Genomic DNA, 22383 nt, shown 5'->3' with positions numbered 1-22383 from the left:
TGTTCAGGGGACGTTTCGGCCCATGTGCCGAAACCAGTCCGGATCGCGGGCCCGAAGGCCCGTGGCGGAAGTCGGGTCGGGGCGGAAGCGCAACAGCACGAAGGCCGGCAAACTCCACATCGTCCAGTTCTTCGCCTGGCCCGGACGCCTCTGGAAACGCCTGAACCAGCCCAGCGCGGGTGTCGCGTGGGCGGCGGCATTGTACCCCGGACGGCCGATAACCGCAATCGGGATCGCGCGCGCAATATCACGCCACCTGCGCCAGCGATGAAATTGCTCCAGATTGTCCTCGCCCATCAGCCAGATGAACTGATGGCCGGGGTAGCGGCGCTGGACTTTTCGCACCGTGTCGAGCGTGTAGCGGGTATGCAATTCCCGCTCGATCGCACTCGCCCGGATCGGTGCACGCCGGGCCATTCTCTGCGCCGAGGCGAAGCGCGCGGCGAAGGGCGCCATGTCAGTGGCGCCGTCCTTTAGCGGATTGCCGGGCGAAACCAGCCACCACACCTCGTCCAGATCCAGCGCCCGGATCGCGTCCAGCGTGATGCGGCGATGCCCCCGGTGGGCGGGATTGAAAGACCCGCCGAGCAGCCCGATCCTCATCCTCGGATTTGGCCCGTGCCGCGCCCGATCCACTTGTACGTCGTCAGCCCTTCCAGCGCGACCGGCCCCCGCGCGTGCAGTCGCCCGGTGGCGATGCCGATCTCCGCGCCCAGCCCGAACTCGCCGCCATCCGCAAACTGGGTGGAGGCGTTCCACAGCACGATCGCGCTGTCGACCTGTGCCAGGAAACGCTCGGCGACGGCGGCGTCCTCGGCAACGATCGCATCGGTATGGTGCGATCCATGCGCGGCGATATGCGCCATCGCGCCATCCACCCCGTCGACCACGGCGACGCTGGCGATGGCATCGAGATATTCGGTGTCCCAGTCCTCGGACGTGGCCGCTTCAAGTCCGGGTACGATCTCGCGGATGTCGGCGTCGCCGCGCACCGCGCACCCTGCGTCGATCAACGCAGCGACCAGTTCGGCCGGGCGGCAATAGGCACGGTCGATCAACAGTGTCTCCATCGCCCCGCAAATGCCGGTGCGGCGCATCTTGGCGTCGCGCACGATCCGGGCCGCCATGGCGGTATCCGCCGACCCATCGACATAGACGTGATTGATGCCGTCGAGATGCGCGAGGACGGGCACCTTCGCCTCGGCCTGCACGCGCGCGACCAGGCTCTTGCCGCCGCGCGGGATCAGCAGGTCGATCAGCCCGTCCGCCGCCAGCATCGCTCCCACCGCCGCACGGTCGGTCGTCGGCACCAGCTGCACCGCATCGCCGGGGCCGCCCGCCACCGTCCAGCCCCGGACGAAGGCGGCGTGCAGCGCGCGGTTGCTATGCACCGCCTCCGTGCCCCCACGCAGGATCGCGGCATTGCCCGCCATCGCGCATAGCGCGGCGGCGTCGACGGTGACGTTGGGGCGGCTTTCATAGACGATGCCGATCACCCCCACCGGCACGCGGACGCGCGAGAGGTTCAGGCCATTGGGCCGGGTCCGCTCGTCGATCCGCTCGCCGACCGGATCGGGCAGCGCCGCCACCGCCTCGACACCCGCAACGATGCCCGCGATCCGGGCCTCGTCCAGCTTCAGCCGGTCGAGCATCGCCGGGGACAGGCCGTTCGCCGCGCCCGCCGCCACGTCGCGCGCATTGGCCTCCAGCACCGCCGGGGTCGCCGCGCGGATCGCCTCGGCGGCGGCGCGCAGGGCTTTCGCCTTGGCCTCGGTCGGCATCTGCGCCAGCGTGGCGGCGGCGCTGCGGGCGCGCTGCCCCATGTCGGCGATCAGGGCGGGGATGTCGTGATGGTCGGCCATGCGGGGTCGGTATCATGGTCGGGCGACGGGCCCAAGCATGGGAATCTTGGCTGGTGGAAAGGGCGGGACCAAGCCCCTCCACCATGCTGCGCATGGTCCCCCTCCCCAAGCACAGCTTGGGGAGGATTAGAGAGAACGTCATTCCTCCCCAAGTTCTGCTTGGGGAGGGGGACCGCCCGGCAGAGCCGGGTGGTGGAGGGGCATTACGCTCACAAATCTAACCCCCCTCTCCATTTGTTCACCTGCACCCCCTATGGTGGCCCCATGCACAGCCGTTTCGAATCCCTCCCCAACCGCCGCGCCATCGTCGACCGCCGGGCGCTTGCCGAACAGGTCGCGGCGCTGGGGATCACCGGGCCGGAGGGCCGCACGCTCGTCACGCCGGTCTTGCGCGCCGCGCTCGACGCCGGGCGGCGGGAAGTGGCGCGGCGGCTGTCCCTCCACCCTTCGCGCGGGCTGGAGGCGGCGGCGGCGCAGGCCTATCTGACCGATCAGGTGCTGAAGGTGCTGTTCGACTTCACCACCGACACGCTCTACCCGTTGAGCAACCCCACGGCGGGCGAGCGGCTGACCCTGATCGCGGTCGGGGGATACGGCCGGGGCGAGATGGCGCCCTATTCGGACGTCGACATCGGCTTCCTCACGCCGTTCAAACAGACGCCCCATGCCGAGCAGGTCATCGAATCGATGCTGTATTCGATCTGGGACCTGGGGTTGAAGGTCGGTCATTCCAGCCGCTCGGTCGATGAAATGATCCGCCAGGCCAGGGGCGACGTGACGGTGCGTACCGCCCTGCTGGAGGGGCGCTTCCTGTGCGGCGACCAGGCGCTGTATGACGAGGCGTCGCGCCGTTTCAAGGCGGAGATCCAGACCGATACCCACCGCCAGTTCATCGCCGACAAACTGGCCGAGCGCGACCTGCGCCATCGCAAGATGGGCGACACCCGCTATGTCGTCGAACCCAATGTGAAGGAGGGCAAGGGCGGGCTGCGCGACCTTCACGCGCTCTTCTGGATCGGCAAATATGTCTATGACGTCGACCGCGCCGCCGACCTGATCGACCGGGGCCTGTTCACCCGCGAGGAATATCGCCAGTTCCACCGTGCCGACAATTTCCTCTGGGCGGTACGCTGTCACCTGCACACCATCACGGGCCGCGCCGAGGATCGGCTGACCTTCGACGTGCAGCGCCAGATCGCCGAGCGGATGCGCTTCTCCGACCGGCCGGGCAAGGCCAAGGTCGAGCGGTTCATGCAGCTCTATTTCCTGCAGGTGAAGACCGTCGGCGCGCTGACCGGCGCGTTCCTGGCGCATCTGGACGAGCGATTCGCGGCGCGCGGGCATCGCTTCGGCCTTCCCACCATCCGCCGCCGCCCGCGCCGGTTGAACGGCTTCGTGCTGGATCGCGGTCGGCTCGCCTTGCCCCGCGACGACTTCTTTCAGGAAGACCCGGTACGCCTGATCGAGATCTTCCAGCTCGCCGACCGTTACGAGCTGGAGGTGCATCCGCTGGCGATGCGCGCGGCGTCGCGCGATGCCAAGCTGGCCGACGACATCCGCAATGATCCGCGCGCCAACGCCCTGTTCCTCGACGTGCTGACCAGCCGCCACGATCCCGAGCTCGTCCTGCGCTGGATGAACGAGGCGGGCGTCTTCGGCCGCTTCGTGCCCGATTTCGGCCGTGTCGTCGCACAGATGCAGTTCGACATGTACCATCACTATACGGTCGACGAGCATACCATCCGCGCGCTGGGCCTGCTCGCGCGTATCGAGCGGCAGGAGCTGGTCGAGGAGCATCCGGTCGCCTCGGCGATCATCGACCAGATCGTGTCGCGGCGCGTCCTCTATGTCGCAGTGCTGCTGCACGACATCGCCAAGGGGCGCGGCGGCGACCATTCGATCCTGGGTGCGGAGGTGGCCGAACGGCTCTGCCCCCGCCTGGGCCTGAGCGATGCCGAGACCGAAACGGTCGCCTGGCTGGTCCGCTGGCACCTGCTGATGTCCGCCACCGCGTTCAAGCGCGACCTGTCGGACTTCAAGACGATTCTCGATTTCTGCGACACGGTGCAGAGCCCGGAGCGGCTTCGCCTGCTTCTGCTGCTGACCATCGTCGACATTCGCGCGGTGGGTCCGGGGACGTGGAACGGGTGGAAGCGCCAGTTGCTCGCCGATCTCTACGACGCCGCCGAGGAGGTGCTGCGCCTGGGTCACAAGCAGCGCGGCCGAACCGAACGCATCGCCGCTAAGCAGGCGCGGCTGGGCGAAATGCTCGGCTGGCCGGAGGCGCAGGTCGCCGCGCATGTCCGCCGCCTGCCCGAGGCCTATTGGATCGCCGAGCCCGAGGATGTCCTCGCCCATAATGCGCGCCAGATGGCGGCGGCGGGCGATGCCCAGCTGTCGATCGACGCGCAGGTTTACGGCGAGCGCGGCGCGACATTGGTGTCGATCTACGCCGCCGACCATCCGGGGCTGTTCTACCGCATCGCGGGCGCGATCCATGTCGCGGGCGGCAACATCATCGATGCGCGCATCCACACGACGCGCGACGGCATGGCGATCGACAATTTCCTGGTCCAGGACCCGCTGGGGCGGCCCTTCGACGATCCCGGCCAGCTGTCCCGCCTGAGCCGCGCGATCGAGGATGCGCTCGCCAATCGCAGCAAGCTGGCCGACCGGCTGGTCGCCAAGCCCAATGTCCGCCCCCGCGCCGATGCCTTCCCCATCGCGCCCAACGTCCTGATCGACAACCGCGCGTCCAACCGCTTCACTGTGGTCGAAGTCCATGCCCGCGACCGCCCGGCGCTGCTCAACCAGCTGGCGCATGCGCTGTTCCAGTCGAAGGTGACGATCCATTCGGCGCATGTCGCAACCTATGGCGAGCGCGCGGTCGACGTGTTCTACCTGACCGATCTGACCGGGGACCAGATCACCAATGGCGGGCGGCTGAAGACGCTGGAGAAAAGGTTGCTGGGGGCTGCGGCGGGGGAAGCGATGGAGATTGCGGCGTAAGTCTGCTCGAAGTCGAAGGCCACGCCCCCGGAGCGCAGTCGCAAGGACATCCCATGCACTTCGACTTCGCTCAGTGCGAACGGCGGTTCGCGCAGAGGACACATAGGTCGCGCTTAAAGCATGATGACATGAGATGAACTCACCCCTCCCCTTCAGGGGAGGGGCCGGGGGTGGGGCGCCTCCGCAAGCGTGCAGCCCGTGGCGAGGCCCCACCCCAACCCCTCCCCTAAAGGGGAGGGGCTTGCCTTAGCTCAACGCAACGTCATCATGCTCTAGCAGGCATCATGCTTTCCTCCTCTGGAAGGGGAGGTAGCTGGCCGCAGGCCAGACGGAGGGGTGTCCCGGCTGGAGAGGTAATCCGACCACGCGATGGGGGACACCCCTCCACCAGCTTCGCTGGTCCCCCTCCCCTTGCAGGGGAGGAATGGTTTTGGAGCAGGCAAAGCTTCCCAACCCCCGTTCGCACTGAGCGAAGTCGAAGTGCACGTCCCGGCAATGCCCACGTCCCGATGACAGGGTGGGGCCGGCCGGATTCCCTTGGCCTTCGACTTCGCTCAGGCTGAACGGAGATTGGGGAAACCGTGCAGTCGGGTTGCGCCGCCGGACAACATCCCAAACACCTCCGCACGAACCAAAAACAAAAACCCCCGGCGGCCCATCGGGCCACCGGGGGTTTTGCAGACATCGCACTACCCGGCGGGCTCACGCCCCCGAGTCGCCGTGCATCACTTGGGCGCCAGCACCATCAGCATCTGGCGGCCTTCCATGCGCGGATAGGCTTCGACCTTGGCGACCTCGGCCACCTGCTCGGCGACGCGCTGGAGCACGTTCATGCCGAGCTGGCCGTGGCTCAGCTCGCGGCCGCGGAAGCGCATGGTGACCTTCACCTTGTCGCCCTCGCCGATGAATTCGACCACCTTCTTCATCTTGGTGTCGTAATCATGGTCGTCGATGTTCGGACGCATCTTGATCTCCTTGATCTCCTGCGTCTTCTGCGACTTGCGGGCGAGGTTCGCCTTCTTCTGCGCCTCGTACTTATACTTGCCGACGTCGAGGAACTTGGCGACGGGCGGATCGGCGTTGGGCGACACCTCGACCAGGTCGAGTCCCAGCTCCTGGGCCTGCGCCATCGCCTCGCGCGTGTACATCACGCCAAGGTTCTCGCCCTCATGGTCGATCACGCGAACCTTGGGGCTTTGAATCCACTCGTTGAACCGAGGACCGTTCATCGGCGGCGCCTGCATCGGACGGCGCATCATGGGAGGACGTATGGGTATTTCTCCTGTGGCAATTACAAGTCTAATATAAGCGATCGGGCCCGAATTTGAAAGGGCGAGACAAACGCCCCGCCCTTTCCTCTATCTGCCGCTGATTCAACCGCGCAGATCGGGCGGAGTCGCTTCCTCGCGCAGCATCGCGATCGCCTCGTCCAGCGTCATGATCTCCTGCGCCTGGCTGCCCAGACGGCGGACGGCGACCTTGCCTTCCTCGGCCTCGCGCTTGCCGACGACCAGCAGCACGGGGACCTTGGCGACCGAGTGCTCGCGCACCTTGTAGTTGATCTTTTCGTTGCGCAGATCGGTCTCGACCCGGATACCCGCGGCCGCCAGCTTGGCCGCCGCCTCTTCCGCGTAACCGTCCGCATCCGACACGATCGTCGCGACCACCGCCTGTACGGGTGCCAGCCAGACGGGGAAGCGGCCCGCATAATGTTCGATCAGGATGCCGATGAACCGCTCATAGGAACCGAAGATCGCACGGTGGAGCATGATCGGGCGGTGCCGCTCGCCATCCTCGCCGATGTACGACGCGTCGAGTCGTTCGGGCAGGACGCGGTCGGACTGAATGGTGCCGACCTGCCAGGTGCGGCCGATCGCGTCGGTCAGGTGCCATTCCAGCTTGGGCGCATAGAAAGCCCCCTCGCCCGGCAGCTCTTCCCAGCCATATTGCTCGGTCGCCAGCCCCGCGCGCACGACTGCGTCGCGCAGCTCGGTTTCGGCCATGTCCCACATCTCTTCGGTGCCGAAGCGCTTTTCGGGGCGCAGCGCCAGCTTGATCGAATAGGTGAAGCCGAAATCCTTGTAGATCCGATCCGCCAGCTCGCAAAAGGCGCGAACCTCCTCGACGATTTGGTCCTCGCGACAGAAGATATGCGCGTCGTCCTGGGTGAACTGGCGCACGCGCATCAGGCCGTGCAGCGCGCCATGCGGTTCGTTGCGGTGGCAGCAGCCATTCTCATAGAAACGCAGCGGCAGGTCGCGATACGACTTGATCCCTTGGCGGAAGATCAGGACGTGCGCCGGGCAGTTCATCGGCTTCAGCGCCATCCACTGCGCATCGTCCGACACCAGCGGGCCTTCGTCCTCGACATTGGGCACCTCGTCGGGGATCACGAACATATTCTCGCGATATTTGCCCCAATGGCCCGACTGTTCCCACTGGCGCGCGTCCATCACCTGCGGGGTCTTCACCTCGCGGTAACCGCCCGCGTCGATCGCGCGGCGCATATAGGCCTCCAGCTCGCGCCAGATGCGATAGCCCTTGGGATGCCAGAAGACCGAGCCATGCGCCTCCTGCTGGAGGTGGAACAGGTCCATCTCGTTGCCCAGCTTGCGATGGTCGCGCTTGGCGGCTTCCTCCAGACGCGTCAGATGCTCGGCCAGCTGCTTCTTGTTGAGCCAGCCGGTGCCGTAGATGCGGCTGAGCATCGCGTTCTTCTGGTCACCGCGCCAGTACGCGCCCGACACGCGGGTCAGCTTGAAGGCGTTGGGATCGAGCTTGCCGGTCGAGGCGAGGTGCGGGCCGCGGCACATGTCGAGCCAGGCGTCCTCGCCCTTGCCCGCGCGGTACACGGTCAGTTCCTCGGTATCGGGCAGCTCGGCAGCCCATTCGGCCTTGAAGCTCTCGCCCTGCGCCTTCCAGCGCTCGATCAGCTGCTCGCGGGTCCAGACCTCGCGGATCAGCGGCTCGTCCTTCGCGATGATCTTGCGCATCTCGGCTTCAATCGCGGGCAGGTCCTCCTCGGTGAACGGCCGGTCCTTGGGCGCGAAGTCGTAATAGAAACCGTCATCGGTGGCGGGGCCGAAGGTGATCTGCGTGCCGGGGAACAGTGCCTGCACCGCCTCGGCCAGCACATGCGCATAATCGTGGCGCGCGAGTTCGAGCGCGTCGGCCTCGTCCTTGGCGGTCACCAGGGCGAGGGCGGAGTCGCCCTCGAACGGCCGCATGATGTCGCGCAGCTCGCCATCGACGCGCGCGGCGATCGCCGCCTTGGCCAGCCCCGGCCCGATCGCGGCGGCAATGTCCGCGGGGGTAGTTCCGGGCGCGACCTCACGGACGGAACCGTCGGGCAGCGTGATACGGAACATCGCGGACATGGATACTCTCTTCGATAATTACGGGTAATACGCCAGCATGGCCCGGCGCGAGGGGCTCTATAGGGAAGAATCCCCGGCAGGTATATGGGGTGGCGGTCAGGCGTATGCCCGGATCTCCGGCAACACCCCCAGCGCGGGGCGCGCGTACCAGTAACCCTGATGATAACGGACGCCCAGATCGTTCAGCGTCGCGGCCTCGGCCGCCGTCTCGATCCCCTCGGCGATCAGCAGCGTGTCGAGTTCGGCGCACATGCCGACCATGGCGCGCACGATGGCGCGCCGCCTGGGATCGGTGTCGATGTCGCGGACCAATTCCATGTCCAACTTGACCTCGTCGGGGGCGAAGCGAACGAAGCGGTCCAGCCCCGAATGGCCTGCGCCGAAATCGTCGATCGCGACCGAAAAGCCGATCTGCTTGTAGTTGTCGATGATGGTTGCGACATGCTCGGGCGAGCCCATCTGTTCGTTCTCGGTGAACTCGAAGATCAGCCGGTCGATCGGCAACCCCTCGGCCCGTGCGGTGCGCAGGGTAAGCTGGATGCAGGCCATAGGCGAATAGACGGCGTTGGGCAGGAAGTTGATCGACAGCTTGGCGTCGCCCGCCATGATCCCGGCGGCCATCGCGGTTTCGATCGCCTTGACCCTGCACGCCTGGTCGAAGGAATAGCGGTTGGCCTCGGTCACCTGCGACAACACGCTATACGCACCCTCGCCATCGATGCCCCGGACCAGCGCCTCATAGGCGAAGGGGCGGCCGGTCGCCGTGTCCACGATCGGCTGGAATGCCATCGCGAACGGGATGTCGAAATCGATACCGTCGCGGCATCCGGGGCAGATCTTGCGCATTTCCATCGGCGCGGATGTAGGGGGCAATGGTTAACGCCTTGTGTTACGGCCCTTCTGCCCAGAACCGATGGCGGCGGATATCAGCCTCCTACGTAAAACCCCAGGCCGTCATACGACTTACTGGTCGATGGCGTAGGCCACCATCAGCCGAACCGACGTCTCGACCGGCTCAGGAGTCAGCGTAACGGCTATTGGCGGAGGCGTCACAACCATGGCGGGCGGGGCCATACTCGCGCTGTTTCGGTCCCAAGCGGTAGCCCTGTCGTCGCCCACATAATCGGCATCCTGGACGCGCAGCAGCGCACCTAGTTTCGCGCCCGAGCCTTCGGCGATCAATCGGGCCTGATCACGCGCATTGACCAGCGCGGCCTGCATCGCTTTGCGACGCGCGGCGGCGGGATCACGGAGCCCAAACGCCCCCACATTGATATCCTGACCACCTAGCCGACCGATCAGACTTACCATCGTCCCGGCCTTGTCGATTTCCGATGTCTCGATCGAGACAGGCATGGTCGCGGCATAGCCCTGAATCGCGCAGGAGCCGACCGGCGGTGTGGGGACGACCATATCGGACTCATCCTTCTGGCACTTGGCGGGTCGCACCGGACGGATGGAAAATTGCGACGCGTGCCATTGCAATTTCCCGCCGAGATAGCCCGACACACCCGAGCCGATGTCTTTGGCAAGGTCGCGCACCTTGGCGGCGGCCTGATCGGATGTCTTGCCTTCGCCCACAATCGTGAAGCCGACCTCAACACGGTCGGGCAGCGTTTGAACAACGCCGGTGCCTGACACCATGATCTGCGGCCGCGATGGCGTTTGCGCGCCAGCAGACGCGGCCATCCCGACCAGCACTCGGAAAACCAGTCCCCTCATTACTCCCCTCCCTTTGCTCACACGATCCCGAACGGCACCAGATGATTGTCCTGCGTGTGCCCGATGCGCGCCCGCCCCAGATAGGGCACGCCCATCTCGGCACACCAGCGCTGAATCATATATTCCAGCGTCTCGCCCCATTCGGGTTCGTTGGGCTGGACATTGCTGACCGCACCCAGCCGGACGCCCGCGACGCCCTTCAGCTGGGTGGCGTTGGCCATGGTGAACAGCATCCGGTCGACGGCATAGAGATGCTCGGACACCTCCTCGACGATCAGGACATGGTCGGTCAGGTCGGGGAGCCAGGGCGTGCCGATCAGCGCGGCCAGGATCGACAGGTTGAACGCCGCCGCCGGGCGCCCGTCGAGGCCGGGCTCCAGCCCCTGACGGTCGCCGCTCGCCAGCCAGCCGAGCGCGCGCGCCACGGTCACGTCGCCATGCTGGCGGCGAATGTCGCTCGCCATCGGCCCGTGCACCGGCCGCCCGATCCGCCGGGCATAGAGCGCGGCCAGCACGAAGCCGAGATCGGAATAGCCGATATAGGTCTTGTGCCCCGCCGCCGCGTTCAGGTTCGGCATGACCCGCGACAATATGCGGTTCGAGCCATAGCCGCCGCGCAGGAACCAGATGGCGTCGATGCCGGGATCGTTGGCGAATTCCAGAAAGGCCGAGGCGCGGCGTTCGTCGGAGCCTGCGAAATGCCCGTCCTGCTCATAGCATTGCGGATGGAAGATCAGGTCGACATCCGGATAGGCGATGGCGGCGAAGGCGCTGACCGGGGCTTCGGCGGCGGGGTTGCCGATGCTGGCGGGGGCGAGGATTCCGATCTTCATTCTGGCGTATCCCCCTGGCTGGCGGGTCGGCCGGGCATTGCCCTGTGCCGCCAACTCGCCGATAGCGTGGGCCCATGACCAACGGCAATTCCTGTTTTCTGGTGGGTATCGGCGGATCGGGCATGATGCCGCTGGCGATGATCCTGCGCGCGCGGGGCTGGACCGTCGCCGGTTCCGACCGGGGGCTGGACCAGGGACGCATCGCCGCCAAGTTCGACGCCCTGCGCGCCGCCGGGATCGCGCTGTTCCCGCAGGATGGGTCGGGCGTGACCTCGGCCGACCAGCTCGTCATCGCCTCCGCCGCGGTCGAGGAGACGGTGCCCGATATCGTCGCCGCCAACCGGCTGGGCTGCACCCGCGCGACCCGTGCGCAGATGCTCGCCAGCCTGTTCAACGAGAGCGCACTGCCGATCGGCGTGGCGGGGACCAGCGGCAAGTCGACCGTCACCGGCATGATCGCCTTCATCCTGCATGAAACGGGGCGTGATCCGACCGCGATGAACGGCGCGGTGATGAAGGACTTCGTCTCGCCCGACAGCCCCTTTGCCAGCGCGCTGGTGGGCGGTGGCGACGCGTTTGTCAGCGAGGTGGACGAAAGCGACGGCTCGATCGCGCTCTATAACCCGGCGATCGCGGTGCTCAATAATGTCAGCTTGGACCACAAGTCGCTGGAGGAATTGCGCGACCTGTTCGGCGGGTTTGCCGCCCGTGCGCGGCACGTCGTCGCCAATGCGGGCGATGCCGAGACGGCGGCGCTGCTGGCGGACATCCCCAACCTCACCACCTTTGCGGTGGAGGGCGCGGCCGATCTGGTTGCCGAGGCGCTGAAGCCCGAGCCCTTCGCGATTTCCTTCGACCTGATTACGGGGGGCGCTGGCTATCACGTTCGTCTGTCGGTGCCGGGCCGCCACAATGTCTCCAACGCGCTGGCCGCGATCGGTGCCAGCGTCGCGGCAGGCGTGCCACTGGTCGACGCGATCCGCGCGGTCGAGCGCTTCAGCGGCCTGAAGCGCCGGTTCGAGAAGGTCGGCGAGGCGAACGGCGTCACCGTCATCGACGATTTCGGCCACAACCCGGACAAGATCGCCGCGACGCTCGACACGCTCCACGCCTTCGCCGGACGCTTGCTGATCCTGTTCCAGCCGCACGGCTACGGCCCGCTGAAGGTGATGCGAACCGAACTGGTCGACAGCATCGCCGCGCGGATGCAGCCCGGCGACGTGCTGGCACTGCCCGACCCGGCCTATTTCGGCGGCACCGTCGCGCGCGACGTGACGAGCGCCGACATCGTCGCCGATTTGCGCGCGCGCGGCGTCGACGCCCGCCACATCGCCGACCGCGCCGAGGCGACGGCGGCGCTGGTGGCGGAGGCGCGGACGGGCGACCGCATCGTCGTGATGGGCGCGCGTGACGACACGCTCAGCCTGTTGGCGCAGGATATGGTGGCGCAACTGGCGGCCACGTAAAGGACGCTTGACGTAAAGTAGACTTTCCATGTAAAGCCTCCCTCACACCCGAAGGAGGTTCGTCATGGCTGTCCCACCCGAAATGAAGCGCTATACCCGCCGCCTGATCGCGACGATGGCGCTGTATGGCGTCGCGCTGGTCGGCGCGAATATGTGGTTCCGCTATGCGCCGCCCTCTGGCCTGCTCGCATATTTCGTCGCGATCCTCCCCGCGTTGCCGATCATGGGGGTGTTCGTCATCATAGGCCGACTGCTGCTCGAAATGCGCGACGAGTATGTGAGGATGCTGCTGGTTCGCCAGTCGCTCGTTGCAACCGGCCTAACCCTTTCGATCACGACCGCCTGGGGCTTTCTGGAGGGCTTTCACCTCGCGCCCCATGCCCAGGGCTATTATGCCGCCACCATCTGGTTCGCGGGCCTTGGCGTCGGCGGATGCGTCAACGCCATCCTCGAACGCCGGGCGCGGGCGTGAACAACCACCTGCGCGCCCTGCGTGCCGAGCGTGGCTGGAGCCAGCAGGACCTGGCCCAGCAGCTGGAGGTCAGCCGCCAGAGCGTCAACGCGATCGAGACGGGGCGCTACGATCCGTCGCTCCCCCTCGCCTTCAAGATCGCCGAGCTGTTCGATTGCGCGATCGAGGACATCTTCGTCAGCCCCTCCAAAGCCTGATTGGCCAATTCCCAGCGGCATGATAGGATCGGCAAAACGGCCATAGGAGAATGCCCGCCATGTTCCGCCGCCTGTTTACCGAGCATCCCGAGAGTGTCGGCGAAAGCTATGTCGAGCATTTCGGAGTCGCGGCGCGGTTCGGGGGGATCATGATCCTGGGCGGCCTGGGCGCGATCGTCCATGCGGTGGTGCCGGGGCTGTGCACCACGACGGGCAGCGACACGGTGGCCAAGCTGCACGCCGAGATGGTCGCCAAGCGGCGCAAGAAGCAGGCCGCACAGGCGCAGATGAAGAGTGTTGAGTATGTGATCTGAGGGGGGCCCTGTCGAGAGCGGGATACCCCTCCGTCAGGGCTTCGCCCTGCCACCTCCCCTGCGAGGGGAGGAATAGTGTAGACGTCCGTTGCCGCATTCTTGCCCCACCTCCGTTCAGCCTGAGCGAAGTCGAAGGCTAAGGGATAACCTGTCCACGGGGTTGCTTGGCGATGCCATGGCGTGACCTTCGACTTCGCTCAGGCTGAACGGAGGTGGGGGAGAAAGAGGCGGCGGGTTTTCAATTCCTGCCCCGCCCCCTAAATCCGGTGGCATGACCGACACCCGCGCGCCCCGCCCCAAGCTCGCCTATCACTGGACGCCGGGGACCGGCCCCGCGATCGTCTTCCTGCCCGGCTATGCCTCGGACATGCAGGGGTCGAAGGCGCTGGCGCTGGAGGAATGGGCCAAGGCCAACGGCCGCGCCTTCCTGCGCTTCGACTATGGCGGCTGCGGCGAGTCGGAGGGCGCGTTCGAGGATCAGGCGCTGGCCGACTGGCGCGACGATGTTGTCGCGATGCTCGACGATGCGGTGGGGGGACCGGCGGTGCTAGTCGGATCGTCGATGGGCGGCTGGCTGATGCTGCTGGCCGCCGCCGCGCGGCCGGATCAGGTACGGGCGCTGGTCGGCATCGCGCCCGCGCCGGACTTCACCGACTGGGGCTTTTCCGAAGGGGAGAAGATGACGATCCTCCAGTCCGGGCGGCTGGAGCGGGCCAATCCGTACGGCCCCGCCCCCACCGTCTATACGCGCCGCTTCTGGTCGTCGGGCGAGGCCAACCGGCTGACCTTCGGACCCATAGCCTTCGACGGGCCGGTGCGGCTGCTGCAGGGCATGGCGGACCCCGACGTGCCCTGGCAGCGGACGCCCCATCTGGCGCAGCTTTTTCGTTCAGCCGATGTGCAGACTGTTTTGATCAAGGACGGGGACCACCGGCTGTCGCGCGATGCCGATATCGCGTTGCTGATCCGGGCCGTCGAGGACGTGTTGCACCGCCTATGATCCTGTTCTCCATGGCGCTCGCCGCCGCCGTCCAGTCCGCCCCCGCCAAGACGCCACCGCTGCCCATTGACCCGCGCGAGGCACGCTATCAGCGCTGCGTGACGTTGGCCGAGCGCGATCCCGCGGCCGCCAAGAACGAGGCGGGCAAGTGGCGACTGGCGGGCGGCGACTATTTTGCGCAGCAATGCCTGGGGCTGGCCTTTGCGACCGAGCGGAGCTGGAGCGCCGCCGCCAGCGCCTTCGAACAGGCCGCCCGCGCCGCCGAGACCGCGCATGACGTGCGCGCCGCCAATTATTGGGCGCAGGCGGGCAATGCCTTTCTGGCCGCCGGCGACGCCACCCATGCCCGCGCCGCGCTGGATGCCGCACTGGCGGCAGGCGAGCTGAGCGGCTTTGCGCTGGGTGAGGCGCAGCTCGACCGGGCGCGCGCCTCGGTCGCTGGCGGACAGATGGTCGCCGCGCGGGTCGACCTGGACGCCGCATTGACCAACGCGCCTGCCGATCCGCTCGCCTGGCTGCTGTCGGCGACGCTGGCACGGCGGATGAAGGACCTGCCCCGCGCGCAGAAGGACATCGCCCAGGCGCTGGCCCGCTCCGCCGATGATGCCAGCGTCCAGCTGGAGGCCGGCAACATCGCCGCCGTGGCGGGCGACGAAGCGGGCGCGCGCAAGGCGTGGAGCGAGGCCGCCCGCCTTTCCCCGCCCGACAGCCCGATCCGCGCCGAGGCCGCCAAGGCGCTCTCGCAATTTCCGTCCCGTTAATCCCTTATCGCACGTAAAGGTCGTGCGTTCCCGTTAGGGATAGGATGGCCCCCACCGCACCAGCGGCCCCGTTGAACAGGCAGAACCACCGATGCGCTATCTCCATACCATGATCCGAGTCAGCGACCTGGACGCCAGCATCCGCTTTTTCGCGCTGCTGGGCCTGAAGGAAGTCCGGCGCGTGGACAATGAGCGCGGCCGCTTCTCGCTGATCTTCCTGGCGGCACCCGGCGACGAAGGCCGGGCCGAGGTCGAGCTGACGCACAATTGGGACCCGGAAATCTATACCGGCGGCCGCAATTTCGGCCACCTCGCCTACCGCGTCGACGATATCTACGAGACGTGCCAGCGGCTGATGGACGCCGGGATCACGATCAACCGCCCGCCGCGCGACGGGCACATGGCCTTCGTCAAGACGCCGGACGGCATCTCGATCGAACTGTTGCAGGACGGTGCGCTGCCGCCCGCCGAACCCTGGGTCTCGATGCCCAATGTCGGAAGCTGGTAAGAGGCTTCCCATGGAAATCGTCCGAGTCCCCGTCCTTTCCGACAATTATGCCTGGCTGATCCACGATGCGGGCCAGACCGTCGCGCTCGACCCTGGCGAGGCGGCGCCCGTCGCGGCGGCGGCGGCCGCGCGCGGCTGGACGATCGATCAGGTCTGGCTGACCCATTGGCATCCCGATCATGTCGGCGGCGCCGCCGCGCTGAAGGCGCAAGGTGCGCGCATTGCGGGTCCGGCGGCGGAGGCGGCCAAGATCGACGGACTCGACACGCTGCTGGCCGAGGGCGACACGATCGCGGTCGGCGATGCTATCGCGACCATCTGGTCGGTACCCGGCCATACGGCGGGGCATATCGCCTTTCATATCCCCGACCGCGCGACGATCTTCACCGGCGACACGCTGTTCGCCATGGGATGCGGGCGGCTGTTTGAGGGGACGGCGGCGCAGATGCATGCCAATATGCGCCGGTTCGCGGGGCTTCCCGGCGACACCCGCGTCTATTGCGGGCACGAATATACCCTGTCCAACGCGCGCTTCGCCGCCGCCGCCGAGCCGGACAATGCCGCCGTCGCCGAACGCCTGGCCGATGTCGTGGCGATGCGCGAACAGGGCGAGCCGACCATCCCGACGACCATCGCGCTGGAGCGGGCGACCAACCCGTTCCTCCGCTCGGTCGATGCCGAGGAATTGGCCCGGCATCGTGCAGCCAAGGACGCGTTCAAGGGTTGAACGATCGCTACAGGGGTATTTTGACGGAGACGGAATGATGCGTATCGTGACGTTTTTATCTGTTCTGATCCCCATGGCCGCGTTGGGCGGCTGTACGCTGACCCCGGCAGAAAGGGCGCAGGTCGAACAGCGCGCCCAGACCGAGCGCGCCGACCTCGACAAGGCGTTGCGCGGCCTGACGCCGGGCACGCCGACCCAGTGCATCAGCCAGTATCGGACCCAGCAGGTGCGATCCTATGGCCCCACCCTGGTCTACACCGTGTCGCCGCGCCTGAAATATGTCAGCCACACGGCGGGCGGATGCAGCGATGTCGGCGGGTCGGGCAACAACATCTTCGTGACCCGCACCACCACGGGCCAGCTCTGTTCGGGCGACATCGCCCAGACGGTCGACCGCACCTCCGGCTTCTTTACCGGCAGCTGCGGCTTCGGCGAGTTCATCCCCTATCGGAAGCAAGGCTGATGCGTAGCAGGATCACGATCGCCGCCGCTCTGGGCTTGGCCCTGACCCTGTCGGCGGCCAGGTCCGACCCCTTTGCCGGACGCGTCGCGGGGCCACCGGCACAATGCGTCGACACCAGCACGACCATGTCGGGGCCGGTCATCGCCGATAAGGATATGATTATCGTCCGGGCCGGCCCCCGCCTCTGGCGTGCCAAGGTGCGCGGCCAGTGCGCAGGGATTCAGCCGTTCAACACGCTGCTGATCGACCGCTGGGGCTCGCAGGTGTGTCGCAACGATCGGTTCCGGGTGCTGCAGCAGGGGATGTCGATCCCCGGCGCGTGGTGTTTCTTCGACGGGTTCGTGCCGTATGATCGGGTGAAGAAATAGGGCTGACAGCCTGGAACTCCCGCCCTCCCCCATCCCAGTTTTAGGTAGACGATGCCCCGCATCGTTTAGGTCATGCCGGGGGCATGACCGACCTGAAACTCGCTTGCGGGAGGGGAGCGGCAAGATCGACGGTTTCGCTTCTGTCCCTGCGTTTCGCACTGGGCACGCCCCTCCCGCAGGCGGGAGGGGATGGGGAAGGTCCCCGGTGTCTCACCGAGCCCCCACCCCGATCACAAAACGAACCGACTCAAATCCGTATTCCGCGCCACCGCCGACAGTTGCTTGTCGACATAAGCGCCATCCACGGTCAGGGTCGAACCTTGGCGATCCTCCGCTTCGAAGCTGACCTCCTCGAGCAGCTTCTCCATTACCGTCTGGAGCCGCCGCGCGCCGATATTCTCGACCTGGCCGTTCACTTCGGCGGCGATGCGCGCGATGGCGGCGATGCCGTCCTCGGTAAAGGTGATCTCGACACCCTCGGTGCCGATCAGCGCCTTGTATTGCGCGGGCAGTGACGCCTTGGTGTCCGACAGGATCGCGACGAAATCGCTTTCGGTCAGTGCCTTCAGCTCGACCCGGATCGGCAGGCGCCCCTGCAGCTCGGGCAACAGGTCGGACGGCTTGGCGACATGGAACGCGCCGGACGCGATGAACAGGATATGGTCCGTCTTCATCGGACCATATTTGGTCGCGACCGTCGTCCCCTCGATCAGCGGCAACAGGTCGCGCTGCACGCCCTCGCGGCTGACCGAGCCGCCGCGTACGTCGCTGACCGCGATCTTGTCGATCTCGTCGAGGAAGACGATCCCGTTCGCCTCGGCATCGGCGAGCGCGGCGCGGCTGACCTCGTCCTGGTCGAGCCGCTTGTCGGCTTCTTCCTCGACCAGCTTGGTCCAAGCGGCGGAGACGGTCAGCTTGCGACGCTTGAGCGGCTGGCCGCCGCCGAACGCCTTGCCCATCATCTCGGACAGATTAATCATCTGCGGCGCGGCACCGGGGATTTCGAACGGCGTGCCCTGGGCCTGCTCCAGTTCGATCTCGATCTCGGTCTGGTCGAGATGGCCGTCGCGGAAGCGCTGACGAAAGGCCTCGCGCGTCGCTTGGCTGGAGTCCTTGCCGACCAGCGCGTCGAGCAGGCGGTTCATCGCCGCCTCTTCGGCCTTGTCCTTCACCGCAACGCGGCGGCGTTCCTTCTCCAGCCGGATCGCCTCTTCGACCAAATCGCGGGCGATCTGCTCGACGTCGCGGCCGACATAGCCGACCTCGGTGAACTTGGTCGCCTCGACCTTCACGAAGGGCGCGTCGGCCAGCTTGGCCAGACGGCGGCTGATCTCGGTCTTGCCGCAGCCGGTGGGGCCGATCATCAAGATGTTCTTGGGCGTCACCTCGTCGCGCAGGTCCGCGCCGAGGCGCTGGCGACGCCAGCGGTTGCGCATCGCGACGGCGACGGCGCGCTTGGCATCGGCCTGGCCGATGATATGCGCGTCGAGTGCGGCGACGATCGCCTTGGGGGTCAACTGGTCGTTCATGGGAGCCCTGACTTACTGCGCGCCGTCGATGGCTTCGAGCGTGACGCGGTCATTGGTGTAGACACAGACATCGGCGGCGATCGCCATCGCCTTGCGCGCGATCGTCTCGGCATCCTGTTCATAGTCGACAAGCGCGCGTGCCGCCGCGAGGGCGTAATTGCCGCCCGAGCCGATCGCGCAGATGCCGTTCTCGGGCTCCAGCACGTCGCCGTTTCCGGTCAGGATCAGCGTCACGTCCTTGTCGGCGACGATCATCATCGCCTCCAGATTGCGCAGGAACTTGTCGGTTCGCCAGTCCTTGGCCAGCTCGACCGCCGCGCGCAGCAGCTGGCCGTTATGCCGCTCCAGCTTGGCCTCCAGCCGCTCGAACAGGGTAAAGGCATCCGCCGTCGCGCCCGCAAAGCCGCCGATGACGGAGCCGTCGCCCAGACGCCGGACTTTCCGCGCATTGGGCTTCATGACCGTCTGGCCCATCGAAACCTGACCGTCCCCGGCCACCACCACTCGGCCGCCACGGCGCACCGAGCAAATCGTCGTGCCATGCCAGGTCGGCATGGCGTGTTCGTTACCGCTCATGCGCGGCGATATGGATGCAGCGGTGCGCGGGTTCAATGGAGGAGATCACTCCCCGCCGCCGTTCAGCCTGAGCAAGTCGAAGGCCACGCGCGGCCATTGCGGCTGGGCGTACCTATTCCTCCCCTTGCAGGGGAGGTGGCAGGGCGCAGCCCTGACGGAGGGGTGTCCCGAGTTGAGGTGAAGGACCGTCGTCGCAGGCGGTGACACCCCTCCACCAGCTTCGCTGGTCCCCCTCCCCTTGCAGGGGAGGAATAGAGAAGGCCTCGCGTTTACCGTCTCAGCGTGGCCTTCGACTTCGCTCAGGCTGAACGGAGGAGAAGGATTACTCCCCCAACTTCTCGATTTTGTCCTTCAGCGCCGCGAGTTCGGCCTTCAGCGCGGCCATTTCGGCATCCTTGCTCGCGGCCGTGGCCGTCGGCGCGGGGGTGGGTGCCGGCGCCGGGGCGGCGGCCTGGAACCCTTGCGTCGCGGCCTCGAACATCGCCAGGTTGCGCTTGGCCATGTCGGCAAAGGGCGTGTTGGCGAACGCACCCTCGACCGCCGACTTGAACTGTTCCTGATTGCGGCGGAAGCTGTCCATCGACGCCTCCAGATAGCCCGGCACCACCGCCTGCATCGAATCGCCATACATCGAGATCAGCTGGCGCAGGAAATTCACCGGCAGCATCGTCTCGCCCCGGCTTTCCTCTTCCATGATGATCTGGGTCAGGACATTATGAGTGATGTCCTCGTCGGTCTTGGCGTCGACCACCTTGAAGTCGCGGCCCGCGCGAATCATGCCCGCCAGATGATCGAGCGTGATGTAGGAGGAGGTTTCGGTGTTGTAGAGCCGCCGGTTCGCGTATTTCTTGACGATCACGACGCCGTCCGATGCCTGCTTCTTCATGGACCCCCGCCTTTCATGGTTTTGCCGCAGCCTAACGCCTTGGATTTCGCATCGCAACATGGTCCGCGTCCGTTGCCGCTGTTCCTGGCGATGTTGCGCAGCGAGGCTGCGGAAAATCCCGAACTGGCGCAAGCGGCGCTGACCGGCCTCCGCCGCTTTCAGGAGGCGAAGCGCGAGCGTCCGATGCGTGCCCTGCCCGTCCGGCGGCGGCGCGGCCGGGTGCGTCTGCGCGACGGCGGCGGAGAAGGTCGGCCGGTGCTGTTCATTCCCTCGCTCATCAATCCGCCTTCGATCCTCGATATTTCGCGCGACCGCTCGCTGATCCGCTGGCTACGGGGGCGGGGTTTCCATCCCTGGCTGATCGACTGGGGTACGCCGGGGGTGAAGGACCGCGACATCGACATGGCGGGGCATGTCGAGCGTTTCCTGCTCCCCCTGATCTCCAGCTTTCCACAGCCGCCGGTGCTGGTCGGATACTGCCTGGGCGGCACGCTCGCCATGGCGGCGGCAGCGCGCAGCAAGGTCGCCGGGCTGGCCGCGATCGCCGCGCCGTGGCACTTCACCGGCTATGGCGACGAAGCCCGGGCCGCAATGGCCGCGCAATGGGCCGCAATCAAGCCGACTTCCGAAGCGCTGGGCCTCGTCCCCATGGAGGCGTTGCAGGCGGGCTTCTGGCGGCTCGATCCGGCGCGGACGATCGCCAAATATGCGGCCTTTGCCGAACTCGATCCGCGCAGCGAGGCCGCGCACCGCTTCATCCGATTGGAGGACTGGGCCAACCAGGGCGCTCCCCTGCCCCATGCCTTCGGCCGCGAGCTGTTCGAAGAGCTGATCGCCCAGGATCGCCCCGGCCAGGGACAGTGGCGCGTCGGCGGCGCCACCGTCACACCATCGCAATGCGACGCCCCTAGCGTCGAGTTCGTCGCCACCGCCGACCGGATCGTCCCCGCCGCCACCGCCATCGGCCTGTCCGACCGGCGCAGCGGCGGGACCGGCCATGTCGGCATGGTCGTCGGCGGCCGTGCGGAGCAACAGCTCTGGCAGCCGCTCGCCGACTGGATCACCGCCCTCCCAACACCTAGATAGATCCTACCTTAAAGGAGCCTTCATGACCGAGATCGTCATTACCGCCGCCAAGCGCACCCCCGTGGGCAGCTTCCTGGGCGCTTTCGCCGCCACGCCCGCGCACGAGCTGGGCCGGGTGGCGATCACCGCCGCGCTCGAACAGGCGGGCATCAAGGGCGAGGACGTGTCCGAGGTCATCCTCGGCCAGGTGCTGACCGCCGCGCAAGGCCAGAACCCGGCGCGCCAGGCGTCGATGGCCGCGGGCATTCCCAAGGAAGTGCCTGCCTACGGCGTCAACCAGGTCTGCGGATCGGGCCTGCGCGCGGTGGCGCTGGGCATGCAGGCGATCGCCAATGGCGACGCGACCATCGTCGTCGCGGGCGGCCAGGAGTCCATGTCGCTCTCGCCCCATGCCCAGACGATGCGCGGCGGCACCAAGATGGGTCCGCTGACCATGGTCGACACCATGGTGCATGACGGCCTGACCGACGCCTTTGCCGGTTATCACATGGGCATCACCGCCGAGAACCTGGCCGAGCAATATCAGGTCACCCGCGACGAGCAGGACCAGTTCGCCGTCCGCTCGCAGAACCTGGCCGAAAAGGCGCGCGGCGAGGGCCGCTTCAAGGACGAGATCGCGCCCGTCACCATCAAGACCCGCAAGGGCGAGACGGTCGTCGCCGACGACGAATATATCCGCGCCGGGGCCACCATCGAAAGTGTCTCGGGCGTCCGCCCCGCCTTCAAGAAGGACGGCACGGTGACTGCCGCCAACGCTTCAGGCTTGAACGACGGCGCCGCCGCCATCGTGTTGATGAGCCGCGAGGAAGCCGAAAAGCGCGGCGCCCCCGTGCTCGCCACGATCAAGAGCTGGGCCTCGGCGGGCGTCGACCCGTCGGTGATGGGCATCGGCCCCGTCCCCGCCACCAAGCGCGCGCTGGAAAAGGCGGGCTGGACCATCGGCGACCTCGACCTGATCGAGGCCAACGAGGCCTTTGCCGCACAGGCGCTGTCGGTCGGCAAGGAACTGGGCCTCGACCCCGAAAAGGTCAACGTCAACGGCGGCGCGATCGCGCTGGGCCACCCGATCGGCGCCAGCGGCGCGCGCGTCCTGACGACTCTGATCTACGAGATGCAGAAGCGCGACGCGAAGAAGGGTCTCGCCACGCTGTGCATCGGCGGCGGCATGGGCATCGCCATGTGCGTCGAGCGCTAAACGTGTGTTGAGCGATAAACACGCCACTTTTC

At 66.8% G+C, this 22383-nt stretch carries 23 protein-coding genes; 13 read left to right on the top strand and 10 right to left on the bottom strand.

Going from position 1 to position 22383, the window contains the following annotated elements; all coding sequences use genetic code 11:
• Nucleotides 1-3 precede the first annotated feature (3 nt).
• Together AC1GI4_RS13700 and AC1GI4_RS13695 are read right to left on the bottom strand one after the other, a co-directional pair.
• Entirely contained in the window at nucleotides 4-603 is a 600-nt protein-coding gene (locus AC1GI4_RS13700; protein ID WP_433908862.1) for a nicotinate-nucleotide adenylyltransferase, read from the bottom strand.
• Nucleotides 600-1862: a glutamate-5-semialdehyde dehydrogenase gene (locus AC1GI4_RS13695; protein ID WP_479629872.1), complete on the bottom strand. Its 1263-nt coding sequence runs from the start codon at nucleotides 1860-1862 to the stop codon at nucleotides 600-602. The genes AC1GI4_RS13700 and AC1GI4_RS13695 overlap by 4 nt, the downstream gene beginning before the upstream one ends.
• Before the next feature lie 264 nt (nucleotides 1863-2126).
• Between AC1GI4_RS13695 and AC1GI4_RS13690 the strand changes: the two genes are divergently transcribed.
• Nucleotides 2127-4871 carry a [protein-PII] uridylyltransferase gene (locus AC1GI4_RS13690; RefSeq protein ID WP_479629871.1) on the top strand — a complete coding sequence of 915 codons (2745 nt, stop codon included), beginning with the start codon at nucleotides 2127-2129 and terminating at the stop codon, nucleotides 4869-4871.
• Between the two features lie 725 nt (nucleotides 4872-5596).
• Here the strand turns inward: AC1GI4_RS13690 and infC are convergent.
• From infC to AC1GI4_RS13665, 5 genes are all read right to left on the bottom strand, one after another.
• Nucleotides 5597-6130: a translation initiation factor IF-3 gene (gene infC, locus AC1GI4_RS13685; protein WP_037569087.1), complete on the bottom strand. Its 534-nt coding sequence runs from the start codon at nucleotides 6128-6130 to the stop codon at nucleotides 5597-5599.
• A 114-nt stretch (nucleotides 6131-6244) separates the two neighbouring features.
• A complete protein-coding gene (gene thrS, locus AC1GI4_RS13680; RefSeq protein WP_479629870.1) occupies nucleotides 6245-8248 on the bottom strand; it encodes a threonine--tRNA ligase in 2004 nt (667 codons plus the stop codon).
• A gap of 96 nt (nucleotides 8249-8344) precedes the next feature.
• Nucleotides 8345-9094, bottom strand: coding sequence for an EAL domain-containing protein (locus tag AC1GI4_RS13675; RefSeq protein ID WP_433908866.1), 750 nt, complete (start codon nucleotides 9092-9094; stop codon nucleotides 8345-8347).
• 117 nt (nucleotides 9095-9211) lie between these two features.
• Nucleotides 9212-9970, bottom strand: coding sequence for an SIMPL domain-containing protein (locus tag AC1GI4_RS13670; RefSeq protein ID WP_479629869.1), 759 nt, complete (start codon nucleotides 9968-9970; stop codon nucleotides 9212-9214).
• Between the two features lie 17 nt (nucleotides 9971-9987).
• On the bottom strand, nucleotides 9988-10803 hold the full coding sequence (locus AC1GI4_RS13665; protein ID WP_433908868.1) for an LD-carboxypeptidase: 816 nt from the start codon (nucleotides 10801-10803) through the stop codon (nucleotides 9988-9990).
• A 74-nt stretch (nucleotides 10804-10877) separates the two neighbouring features.
• On the opposite strand from AC1GI4_RS13665, the gene AC1GI4_RS13660 reads away from it, so the two are divergent.
• From AC1GI4_RS13660 to AC1GI4_RS13615, 10 genes are all read left to right on the top strand, one after another.
• Nucleotides 10878-12269, top strand: a complete 1392-nt coding sequence (locus AC1GI4_RS13660) for a UDP-N-acetylmuramate--L-alanine ligase (RefSeq protein ID WP_479629868.1) — start codon at nucleotides 10878-10880, stop codon at nucleotides 12267-12269.
• A 64-nt stretch (nucleotides 12270-12333) separates the two neighbouring features.
• Nucleotides 12334-12741: a hypothetical protein gene (locus AC1GI4_RS13655; protein WP_433908870.1), complete on the top strand. Its 408-nt coding sequence runs from the start codon at nucleotides 12334-12336 to the stop codon at nucleotides 12739-12741.
• Nucleotides 12738-12938: a helix-turn-helix transcriptional regulator gene (locus AC1GI4_RS13650; RefSeq protein WP_433908871.1), complete on the top strand. Its 201-nt coding sequence runs from the start codon at nucleotides 12738-12740 to the stop codon at nucleotides 12936-12938. Before AC1GI4_RS13655 ends, AC1GI4_RS13650 begins: the two co-directional genes overlap by 4 nt.
• Before the next feature lie 59 nt (nucleotides 12939-12997).
• Nucleotides 12998-13252, top strand: coding sequence for a DUF6356 family protein (locus AC1GI4_RS13645; protein WP_294271402.1), 255 nt, complete (start codon nucleotides 12998-13000; stop codon nucleotides 13250-13252).
• Between the two features lie 271 nt (nucleotides 13253-13523).
• Nucleotides 13524-14252, top strand: coding sequence for an alpha/beta hydrolase (locus tag AC1GI4_RS13640; protein WP_479629867.1), 729 nt, complete (start codon nucleotides 13524-13526; stop codon nucleotides 14250-14252).
• Nucleotides 14249-15013: a tetratricopeptide repeat protein gene (locus AC1GI4_RS13635; RefSeq protein WP_479629866.1), complete on the top strand. Its 765-nt coding sequence runs from the start codon at nucleotides 14249-14251 to the stop codon at nucleotides 15011-15013. Before AC1GI4_RS13640 ends, AC1GI4_RS13635 begins: the two co-directional genes overlap by 4 nt.
• Nucleotides 15014-15104: 91 nt before the next feature.
• Nucleotides 15105-15521: a VOC family protein gene (locus AC1GI4_RS13630; protein ID WP_294269746.1), complete on the top strand. Its 417-nt coding sequence runs from the start codon at nucleotides 15105-15107 to the stop codon at nucleotides 15519-15521.
• A gap of 10 nt (nucleotides 15522-15531) precedes the next feature.
• A complete protein-coding gene (gene gloB / locus AC1GI4_RS13625) occupies nucleotides 15532-16248 on the top strand; it encodes a hydroxyacylglutathione hydrolase (protein WP_479629865.1) in 717 nt (238 codons plus the stop codon).
• A 37-nt stretch (nucleotides 16249-16285) separates the two neighbouring features.
• Nucleotides 16286-16711, top strand: coding sequence for a hypothetical protein (locus tag AC1GI4_RS13620; RefSeq protein ID WP_294269751.1), 426 nt, complete (start codon nucleotides 16286-16288; stop codon nucleotides 16709-16711).
• Nucleotides 16711-17079: a hypothetical protein gene (locus tag AC1GI4_RS13615; RefSeq protein ID WP_479629864.1), complete on the top strand. Its 369-nt coding sequence runs from the start codon at nucleotides 16711-16713 to the stop codon at nucleotides 17077-17079. Before AC1GI4_RS13620 ends, AC1GI4_RS13615 begins: the two co-directional genes overlap by 1 nt.
• A gap of 230 nt (nucleotides 17080-17309) precedes the next feature.
• On the opposite strand, the gene hslU is transcribed toward AC1GI4_RS13615, so the two are convergent.
• From hslU to phaR, 3 genes are all read right to left on the bottom strand, one after another.
• Complete coding sequence (hslU, locus tag AC1GI4_RS13610; protein WP_479629863.1) at nucleotides 17310-18608, bottom strand: ATP-dependent protease ATPase subunit HslU; 1299 nt, start codon at nucleotides 18606-18608, stop codon at nucleotides 17310-17312.
• Nucleotides 18609-18620: 12 nt separating this feature from the next.
• Entirely contained in the window at nucleotides 18621-19163 is a 543-nt protein-coding gene (hslV, locus tag AC1GI4_RS13605; protein ID WP_058744342.1) for an ATP-dependent protease subunit HslV, read from the bottom strand.
• A 343-nt stretch (nucleotides 19164-19506) separates the two neighbouring features.
• Complete coding sequence (phaR, locus tag AC1GI4_RS13600; protein WP_433908879.1) at nucleotides 19507-20070, bottom strand: polyhydroxyalkanoate synthesis repressor PhaR; 564 nt, start codon at nucleotides 20068-20070, stop codon at nucleotides 19507-19509.
• 39 nt (nucleotides 20071-20109) lie between these two features.
• Here phaR and AC1GI4_RS13595 point away from each other — a divergent pair, with 39 nt between their 5' ends.
• Both AC1GI4_RS13595 and AC1GI4_RS13590 read left to right on the top strand, forming a co-directional pair.
• Nucleotides 20110-21156, top strand: coding sequence for an alpha/beta fold hydrolase (locus AC1GI4_RS13595; RefSeq protein ID WP_479629862.1), 1047 nt, complete (start codon nucleotides 20110-20112; stop codon nucleotides 21154-21156).
• 22 nt (nucleotides 21157-21178) lie between these two features.
• Nucleotides 21179-22351, top strand: coding sequence for an acetyl-CoA C-acetyltransferase (locus AC1GI4_RS13590; protein WP_479629861.1), 1173 nt, complete (start codon nucleotides 21179-21181; stop codon nucleotides 22349-22351).
• Nucleotides 22352-22383 lie beyond the last annotated feature (32 nt).

It is taken from the genome of Sphingomonas sp. 77B (assembly GCF_056497825.1).
Note: the sequence above shows the minus strand (reverse complement) of the source record. Positions and strands in the feature narration are given on the sequence as shown.